This is a genomic window from Methylocystis sp. (assembly GCF_021731785.1).
Lineage (GTDB): Bacteria > Pseudomonadota > Alphaproteobacteria > Rhizobiales > Beijerinckiaceae > Methylocystis.
Window position 1 is genome coordinate 1 of sequence record NZ_JAKFWS010000023.1, and the last position, 4,918, is coordinate 4,918.

A 4,918-nucleotide genomic window follows, 5' to 3' on the forward strand; every position below is an offset into this window, starting at 1 on the left:
CGGTCGGCCCAACGCAAAAGCAAGCGGCGCGGCGCGCGCTGCTGCAGAACATTCAGCTGATGCCGCAACACCAGGATCTCGGCGTCCAGCCGCCGCCGCGACTTGAAGCAGTCACACAGCGCGCGGAGGAAAAGCAAGGCGATTGCAATCATACAACGATCATGTTCTGATTCGCTGTTGACTGCCAGTCAATTGGACGGAGTTTTCGGAAGCGACACGACCTGTGGATGCGCGCGTTCAACGAAATCCGTCCGCATCAGGGCAAATGGTGCTTCGGCAAGACACCGATGAAAACCTTCATTGACGCGTTGCCGCTGGCGCGCGAAAAATCAGGTCATCTTCAGGCCATCGAGGAGAGCAACGCCGCCTGAAACGACATCGGCCAACTCACGCCGTCTGTCAGATCAAATATCAACTTGTACAACTTAAGCATTCATCGAAACGTACTGTGTAATCTGCATGCCAGTGGTGATCGCAGGGCTGTTCAGTTCTCTGAACTGTGAGGCATTTTCCCGATTCCCGGCTCGGTAGATATGTGAATCTATATGCGACGACCCGAGTCGGAGGTTGTCGCATGCAGGCGTCGCTGCTGGAGATTTTGCGCGAGATATCGGACCATCGTCGGCGAGAAGGCAAGCGGTTCGATTTGGCGACCGTGCTGCTTTACTCGATCCTCGCCATGGTCGCCTGTGTGTGTTGAAAACTTCATCGGGGGTTGAGGGGCGTCGCGAATTGGCCAAGCTGGCGCAATGATCGCGCTCATCCGCTTTCTGCTGGCCATTCTGGCGTCGCCGTTCAAGTCGATAAGTCGACTTGAAGCGGAGAACGCGGCGCTCCGGCAGCAGTTGATCGTATTGCGGCGCAAGACGAAAGGCCGAGCTCGGCTGACGAATGCCTATCGACGTTTCTTTATCGAACTCTATCGATGGTTCCCGTCGATCCTCGAGGCCCTCACGATCATCAAGCCCGAGACTCTCGTGCGCTGGCATCGGGCCGGCTTTCGTCGCTATTGGCGTTGGAAGTCGCGGCGACAGGGCGGAAGGCCAAAGATTCAGCTGGAGCTGCGTGCGCTGATCCAGCGGATGAGCGCCGAGAACCGGTTGTGGGGCGCGCCGCGCATTCACGGCGAATTGCTGAAGCTCGGATTCGAGATTTCTCAATCGACGGTCGCCAAATACATGGTCAGGCGACGGGGACCGCCAAGCCAGGGATGGCGCGCCTTTCTGCGCAATCATGCCCCGCATATCGCCGCAATGGATTTATTCGTTGTGCCGACCATCGGCTTCGCCCTGCTCTATGCTTTTGTGATCGTCCGGCTCGACCGCAGAACCCTTGTCTGGACCAATGTCACCAGACATCCGACAGCGGAATGGATTGCGCGTCAGATCACTGAGGCTTTCCCGTGGGATGAGGCTTCACGCTATCGCATCCGCGATCGGGATGGCGTCTTTGGCGCCGTCGTCACGCGTCGACTGCGCGCCATGGGCATAGGTGACAAGCCGATTGCGCCTGCGTCGCCATGGCAAAACGCTTTCGCCGAACGGTTGATCGGGTCGATCCGCCGCGAGTGTGTCGACCATCTGATCGTTTTTGGCGAGCGGCATCTGCGTCGGATTCTGCGATGCTACGCTCATTATTACAACGAAGTGAGAACGCATCGGTCGTTAAACAAAGATGCGCCGACCTCTCGCGCCGTTCAGCGCATTGGAAACATAAAATCACACGCTATCCTCGGCGGCCGTCATCACCATTACCTCCGGATTTAGTTTTCGGCACACACAGGTCAATTGATTGACTTTGGCGCGAATGGGCGCAGGCTGTCGACCAGGCGCGGCCCTGCGACGCTTTTATGAAGTCCCGGCCTCCGCGCGAACAAGCGGCAGCTGCCTTCACGCCGGCGACTCGGGCTGCATAACAGCCGCAAGGCCTACGAGGAAACTCCAATGACCAAGCACGAAGCCTTCGCTTCGCTCAAGCCGCCGTTCAAGGCGCGCTATGGCAATTTCATCAATGGCGAATGGGCAGACGCGAAGTCCGGCCGCGTCTTCGACAATATTTCCCCGATCGCGGGCCAGAAAGTCTGCGAGATCGCGCGATCCGACAATAACGACGTCGAGGCCGCGCTCGATGCCGCGCATGCCGCGCATGCCGCGAAAGAGGCTTGGGGCAAGACGAGCCCCGCCGAACGCTCGCGCATCCTCAACAAGATTGCGGACCGCATGGAGGAGAATCTCCCGGTTCTCGCGACCGCCGAGACTTGGGACAATGGCAAGCCGATCCGCGAGACGACGGCGGCCGACATCCCGCTCGCGATCGATCACATTCGCTATTTCGCCGGCGCCGTGCGCGCGCAGGAAGGCGGCATTTCGGAAATCGACCACGACACCATCGCCTATCATTTCCATGAGCCTCTGGGCGTCGTCGGCCAGATCATTCCGTGGAACTTTCCGATCCTGATGGCGACGTGGAAGCTTGCGCCCGCGCTCGCGGCGGGAAACTGCGTCGTGATTAAGCCCGCGGAACAGACGCCGGCCTCTATTCTCGTCTGGGCCGAACTCATCGGCGATCTTCTGCCCAAGGGCGTTCTCAACATCGTCAACGGCTTCGGGCTCGAGGCCGGCAAGCCGCTCGCCTCTTCCAATCGCATCGCCAAGATCGCCTTCACCGGCGAGACGACGACTGGCAGGTTGATCATGCAATACGCCAGTCAGAATTTGATTCCGGTCACGCTGGAGCTTGGCGGCAAGTCGCCCAACATCTTCTTCGAGGACGTCGCGCGCGAGGACGACGACTATTTCGACAAAGCGGTCGAAGGCTTCGTGATGTTCGCGCTCAATCAGGGCGAGGTCTGCACCTGCCCGAGCCGCGCCTTGGTGCATGAGAAGATCTACGACCGTTTCATGGAGCGCGTCTTGAAGCGCGTCGGCGAGATCAAACAGGGCAATCCGCTCGACCCCGAGACAATGATCGGTGCGCAAACCTCATCGGAACAGCTCGAAAAAATCTTGAGCTATATCGACATCGGCAAACAGGAAGGCGCCAAGGTGCTCGCTGGCGGCGAGCGCAACACGCTCGAAGGCGATCTCGCCGGCGGCTTCTATGTGAAGCCCACCGTGCTACAGGGGCATAATAGAATGCGCGTGTTCCAGGAGGAAATTTTCGGGCCCGTCGTGTCGGTGACGACCTTCAAGGACGACGACGATGCGCTCGCCATCGCCAATGACACGCTCTACGGTCTGGGCGCCGGCGTGTGGAGCCGCGACATCAATCGCTGTTACCGATTTGGGCGCGCGATCCAAGCTGGTCGCGTCTGGACCAACTGCTATCACGCCTATCCGGCGCATGCGGCGTTCGGCGGCTATAAGCAGTCAGGCATCGGGCGCGAGAATCACAAGATGATGCTCGACCACTATCAGCAGACGAAAAACATGCTCGTCAGCTACAGCCCCAAGAAGCTCGGCTTCTTTTAGGTGGAGACGCCCCCGCGCGTCGTCGCTACTCAGCCGGCGCTCGACCTGATCGAGCGCCTGCGGCGCGAACATGGCGACATACTGTAAATCGGCGTGGGGTCCGGGTGCCGATCGGCGCGATAAGTGCTTGAACTTATTGGCTTGAGAGGGGTCATAACGTCGCGCAGATTCCCGCCGAGCCGTGGCCGCCTCGACAGCCGCGATACAATCTTCCAGCACGATATAATGCGCTGCGTGCTCGAACTTTAATCCGGCCAGCCAGCGCCGGTGCATCAGCGTCCAAGCTGGCCGATTATAATGGTGGCCGTGGCGCAGCAAGAAACCGGACAGTTGCTGGCGCGCCTGCCGCACTACGCGCACCGCCGCCAGTCGCGCGCGCACCAAATCGCGGATCGCCTCATTGGCCGGGTCTGGAACCCATACCGATGACAGTCCCGCCCGGTGCAATTTGGCCAAGTTGATCGCATCCCGTCGGTCGGTTTTGACCCGATCGCCAGGCTTGCGCGGAATCAACGAAGGAGCGACCACGACGCATTCGTGTCCGGCTTCGCTCAGCTGGCGCTGAATGCCATAACCGCAAGGTCCAGCCTCATAGCAAAATCGCAGGCTGGCTCCATTGCGCGCCAGCTTTACCGCCAGCGTCTTTAACGCAGTCGGGGTGTTCACGACCTTGCCATGCTCGCGGACCTCACCTCGCTTACCCGCTTCCGCAAGCGCAACCGCGATCGTGTCATTGTGCACATCCAGGCCGACGTAAGCCGAGACGGGTCGCCCCTATCTCAGGCGAACATCTGGTCTAGGCGCGCCGCTGCGTCATTCCGGTGTCGGGCTTCCATGAGTGGACCGGCACGAAAGGCGCGAAGACGATGCATTATTTCTCGGCGCCTGACGGCCGACCGCCCGCCTTCGCCGGTCTGTCGGAGAGCTGACGGGAATGCTTGTCGCTATACCCGCGCGGCCGAGCTGCGTCGCGACAATCCGGAACGGAACTATCCAATTGGATTCGGCGTTTTACTGGTGAACGGCGCATGAATCCTATCGCATGCGAAAAAAGTGGTCGGCCTTGAAGAAGCCGCGCCCGTGACTGCAACCCGTCGCCGAAAGGATGTGCCTATGCGTAAGAGTTTCAAATCCGGTCTGGCCTGCGCGTTGGGCGGGGTAATGGCTCTCACGGCCATGCCGCCGGGTGTTCTGGCCGGCCCGATGAGCTCCACCTCGCCGGCCAACATCGGCCTCACGGCTCCCATCGAGACGATACACTACCGGCGCCACCGTCATCGGCATTACGTGCGCTACTATCATCCGCGTCGGTATTACCGCCGGGGCTACGGTTATCGCTACGATCCCGCCGGGGCGATGTTCGCCGGCGCGGCGCTCGGTCTGATGGGCGCGGGCATTGCCGCCGCCACGGCGCCCCGCTACGGCTGGGGCTATGGCGGGTGGGGCGG

The 4,918-nt window shown here is 60.5% G+C and carries 5 protein-coding genes and 2 pseudogenes; 6 read left to right on the forward strand and 1 reads right to left on the reverse strand.

Annotated elements, in window-relative coordinates; all coding sequences use genetic code 11:
* Window positions 1-218: 218 nt before the first annotated feature.
* The 4 genes and pseudogenes from QZ964_RS05060 to adh form a co-directional block, all read left to right on the forward strand.
* A pseudogene (locus tag QZ964_RS05060) lies at window positions 219-371 on the forward strand (IS481 family transposase); the annotation flags it as partial.
* Window positions 372-574: 203 nt separating this feature from the next.
* Complete coding sequence (locus QZ964_RS05065; protein WP_292529460.1) at window positions 575-700, forward strand: hypothetical protein; 126 nt, start codon at window positions 575-577, stop codon at window positions 698-700.
* A 49-nt stretch (window positions 701-749) separates the two neighbouring features.
* Window positions 750-1,766, forward strand: coding sequence for an integrase core domain-containing protein (locus tag QZ964_RS05070; protein WP_292529463.1), 1,017 nt, complete (start codon window positions 750-752; stop codon window positions 1,764-1,766).
* Window positions 1,767-1,943: 177 nt separating this feature from the next.
* A complete protein-coding gene (gene adh / locus QZ964_RS05075) occupies window positions 1,944-3,470 on the forward strand; it encodes an aldehyde dehydrogenase (protein ID WP_292529466.1) in 1,527 nt (508 codons plus the stop codon).
* A 168-nt stretch (window positions 3,471-3,638) separates the two neighbouring features.
* Here the strand turns inward: adh and QZ964_RS05080 are convergent.
* Window positions 3,639-4,217: pseudogene (locus QZ964_RS05080) on the reverse strand (transposase); the annotation flags it as partial.
* 68 nt (window positions 4,218-4,285) lie between these two features.
* Between QZ964_RS05080 and QZ964_RS05085 the strand changes: the two are divergent.
* Entirely contained in the window at window positions 4,286-4,399 is a 114-nt protein-coding gene (locus QZ964_RS05085) for a hypothetical protein (RefSeq protein ID WP_292529472.1), read from the forward strand.
* 184 nt (window positions 4,400-4,583) lie between these two features.
* Window positions 4,584-4,918 (forward strand): hypothetical protein (locus QZ964_RS05090; RefSeq protein WP_292529469.1); only part of this gene is annotated, 335 nt, incomplete at its 3' end.